Source organism: Corallococcus sp. CA047B (genome assembly GCF_003612065.1).
Lineage (GTDB): Bacteria > Myxococcota > Myxococcia > Myxococcales > Myxococcaceae > Corallococcus > Corallococcus praedator.
The window spans coordinates 1-3,114 of record NZ_RAWD01000554.1; the positions used below are offsets into that span (position 1 = coordinate 1).

Consider the following 3,114-nt stretch of genomic DNA (forward strand, 5'->3'; position numbering starts at 1 on the left):
CTGCCCGCCCGCCCGGTGTGGGAAGGGCGGAGCGCCAGGGGCCCGAGGCGGGAATGGAGCGCACGGCCCTTTGATCCTACCCCTGCTGACGGAACGTCTCGCGGGCGATGACCATGCGCTGCACCTCGCTGGTGCCCTCGTAGATGGTCTGCACGCGGGCGTCGCGGAAGTACCGCTCGACGGGGAACTCGTCGATGTAGCCGTAGCCGCCGTGGAGCTGGACGGCCTTGTCGGCCACCTTGTTGCTCATCTCGCTGGCGAAGAGCTTCGCCATGGAGGCCTCGCGGGTGAACGGCTGCTTCGCCTCCTTGAGGGCGGCGGCGCGCAGGGTGAGCAGCTCCGCTGCGTCCAGCTGGGTGCGCATGTCCGCCATCATGAAGCGCGGGCCCTGCAGGTCCGCCACGGCCTGACCAAAGGCCTTGCGGTCCTTGGTGTAGGACACGGTGGCCTCCAGCGCCGCCCGGCCCACGCCGCACGCCTGCGCCGCGATGCCGATGCGACCGCCGTCCAGCGCCATCATCGCCAGGCGGAAGCCGTCGCCCTCCTTGCCCAGGAGGTTCTCCAGGGGGACCTCGCAGTCCTCGAAGGTGAGGCCCACGGTGTTGGACGCGCGCAGGCCCATCTTGTCCTCGTGCTTGCCCACGTGGAGGCCCTTGGTGCCGCCCTCCACGATGAAGCAGGACAGGCCCTTGTTGCCGGCCGCGCCCGTGCGGGCCCAGACGACCATCACGCCCGCGTACGCGCCGGAGGTGATCCACTGCTTGCTGCCGTTGAGCACGTAGCGGTCGCCGCGCTTCACCGCGGTGGTGAGCATGGCGCCGGGGTCGGAGCCCGCGTGCGGTTCGGACAGCGCGAAGGCGCCGACGATGGCCTCACCGGAGGTGAGCTTCGTGACGAACTTCTCCCGCTGCGCGTCGGTGCCCACCGCGTGGATGAGCTCCGCGCACATGTTGGTGACGGCCATGGCCACGGACACGGAGGCGTCCGCGGCGGCCATCTCCATCATCGCCAGGGCGTAGGAGACGACGCCCGCCTCGGCGCCGCCGTACTGGGACGGCAGGTTCACGCCGAGCAGGCCCACCTCCGCCAGCGCCTTGAAGACTTCCGGGTCGAAGTGCTCCGCGCGGTCCGCAGCGCGGGCCTTGGGCGCCACGCGCTCCTTGGCGAACTTGCGCGCGGTGTCGCGGATGAGCGTCTGGGTCTCGGTGAGGTCGAAGTTCACGGGCGCGGGTGTCCTGTTGTTATTCGACGGCCTTGAGGTTGATCGGGTACTCGATGGGGTGGTCGCGCCCGTCCGGAGGCCGGGGGAAGTCCAGCACCATCAGGACGGACACCACGCAGTCGTTGAGCCCCGCGTCCTTCAGCGTGCTCTGGTGCCTGTCCACCTTCGCGCTGCGCACGGCGCCCTCGGCGGTGATGGTGAAGGTGGTCATGAGCTTGCCCTCCACCTTCTTGTCCTTCTCCACCATGTGGCTCTCGTAGCACTCCTGGATGCGCGGGGCGTTGTGCACCATCACCTGCCGGATGGAGTCCGGGGTGAAGGGCAGCTTGCTGACGTCCAGGCCGTCATCCTTCGGCGCGGGCTTCTTGGGGGCCTCGTCCGACGGGGTGCTTTCCGGCGCGGGCTTCGTTGCCGCCGGCTTCTTCTTGGAGGACGTGCCCTGCGCCGTGGCCATGGAAGGGGCCACCAGCAGCATCAGCACGGGGAGGAGCGCGCGCTTCATGACGGGGACTACTCCTTGAGCAGGTTGGCGGAGATGACGATGCGCTGGATCTCGCTCGTCCCCTCGTAGATTTCGGTGATGCGCGCATCGCGTACGTGGCGCTCGGCGTCCATTTCCTTGCTGTAGCCCATGCCGCCGTGGATCTGCAGGGCCTTGTTGGCCACGCGGCTGGCCATCTCGCTGGCGTACAGCTTGGCCATGGCGCTCTCCGGGCTGTGGCGCTGGCCCTTGTCCTTCATGAGCGCCGCGCGCCACACCAGCAGGCGGGCCGCGTCGATCTCCATGGCCATGTCGGCGATCATGAACTGGATGGCCTGGTGGTCGCGGATGGGCTTGCCGAACGTCTTGCGCTCGCCCGAGTAGCGCACCGCCTCCTCGAAGGCCGCGCGCGCGATGCCCAGCGCCTGCGACGCGATGCCGATGCGGCCACCGTCCAGCGTGGACATGGCGACCTTGAAGCCTTCGCCCTCCTTGCCCAGGCGGTACTTCTCCGGCACGCGCATGTCCTCGAAGAACATGGAGCAGGACCAGGCGGCGCTGATGCCCATCTTCTTGTCGGGCTCCGCGCGGGTGAAGCCGGGCGTGTTGGTGGGCACGAGGAAGGCGGTGATGCCCTTGTTGCCCGCCTCACGGTTGGTCATCGTGATGAGCACGATGGCGTCGGCCTTGGGGCCGTTGGTGATCCAGTTCTTGGAGCCGTTGATGACGTACTCGTCACCGCGCTTCACGGCGACGGTCTTCTGGGCGGCCGCGTCGCTGCCGGCCTCCGGCTCCGTGAGGCCGAAACAGCCGAGCTTCTCACCGCTGGCGAAGGGCTTGAGGAACTGCTCCTTCTGCTCCGGGGTGCCGAACTTGGACACCGGGTCGCAGTAGAGCGAGTTGTTCACGCTCATGATCACGCCGGTGGAGGCACAGCCGCGGCTGATCTCCTCCATCGCGATGGAGTAACAGACGTTGTCCAGGCCCGCGCCGCCAAACTCCTCCGGCACCGCGATGCCCAGGAGCGAAAGCTCCGCCAGCTTCTTCACCGCGTCCGAGGGCCACGCGTGCTGTTCGTCCCACTTGCGGGCGTTGGGGGTGAGTTCCTTGGCGGCGAACTCGCGGCACAGGCGCTGGATCTCGCGCTGGATGTCGGTCAGCTCGAAGTTCATGGTGGGACTTCCATAGTATGCGGCCCGCCCTGGGGCTACTTCGAAGAAGGCCCCGCGCCCTCCGGGGCCGGAATCCGGGTCCCGAAGAACATCGCCAGGGGCACCGTCACGTCGAGGGACACGTCCGTGCGAGCGCCCGCGTCCGTCCACGCCCGGCGCACCACCACCGACACCGTCCAGGGTTGGGTGTCCCGGTGCCGTTCAATCAGGTCGTAGGTGAGGCCCACCCCGGCCACCCC

The 3,114-nt window shown here is 68.5% G+C and carries 3 protein-coding genes and 1 pseudogene; all 4 read right to left on the minus strand.

Features of this window, described 5'->3' with window-relative positions:
- Positions 1 to 76 precede the first annotated feature (76 nt).
- Positions 77 to 1,222, minus strand: a complete 1,146-nt coding sequence (locus D7X74_RS40835) for an acyl-CoA dehydrogenase family protein (protein ID WP_120538322.1) — start codon at positions 1,220 to 1,222, stop codon at positions 77 to 79.
- Positions 1,223 to 1,241: 19 nt separating this feature from the next.
- On the minus strand, positions 1,242 to 1,724 hold the full coding sequence (locus D7X74_RS40840) for an AgmX/PglI C-terminal domain-containing protein (RefSeq protein ID WP_120538323.1): 483 nt from the start codon (positions 1,722 to 1,724) through the stop codon (positions 1,242 to 1,244).
- A gap of 8 nt (positions 1,725 to 1,732) precedes the next feature.
- Positions 1,733 to 2,875, minus strand: a complete 1,143-nt coding sequence (locus tag D7X74_RS40845; protein WP_120538324.1) for an acyl-CoA dehydrogenase — start codon at positions 2,873 to 2,875, stop codon at positions 1,733 to 1,735.
- Positions 2,876 to 2,910: 35 nt separating this feature from the next.
- Positions 2,911 to 3,114: pseudogene (locus D7X74_RS40850) on the minus strand (hypothetical protein); the annotation flags it as partial.